This window comes from Streptomyces sp. NRRL S-455 (assembly GCF_000717875.1).
Lineage (GTDB): Bacteria > Actinomycetota > Actinomycetes > Streptomycetales > Streptomycetaceae > Streptomyces.
The window spans coordinates 1-212 of the sequence record NZ_JOCT01000113.1 but is presented as its reverse complement, the minus strand read 5'-3'; the positions used below and the strand labels follow the sequence as shown (position 1 = coordinate 212).

1 protein-coding gene is annotated in these 212 nt (G+C 69.8%); it reads left to right on the top strand.

Annotation, left to right across the window (positions count from 1 at the left end; genetic code table 11):
* A partial coding sequence (locus tag IE97_RS39110) for an AMP-binding protein (protein WP_037845574.1) occupies positions 1 to 212 on the top strand: 212 nt, incomplete at both ends.

Here is a 212-nt window from a genome sequence, read left to right as displayed (position 1 = left end):
GAGCAGGCCCTGCGGACGCCGGACACGGTCGCGGTGGTGTGCGACGGGGACTCGCTGACATACGCGGAGCTGGATGCGCGCGCCAACCAGCTCGCCCGGTATCTCCTCCAGCAGGGCGTGGGCGCGGAGCAGTTCGTGGCACTCGCTCTGCCCAAGTCGCTCGACGCGATCGTCAGCATGCTCGCCGTCCTCAAAACCGGCGCCGCCTACCT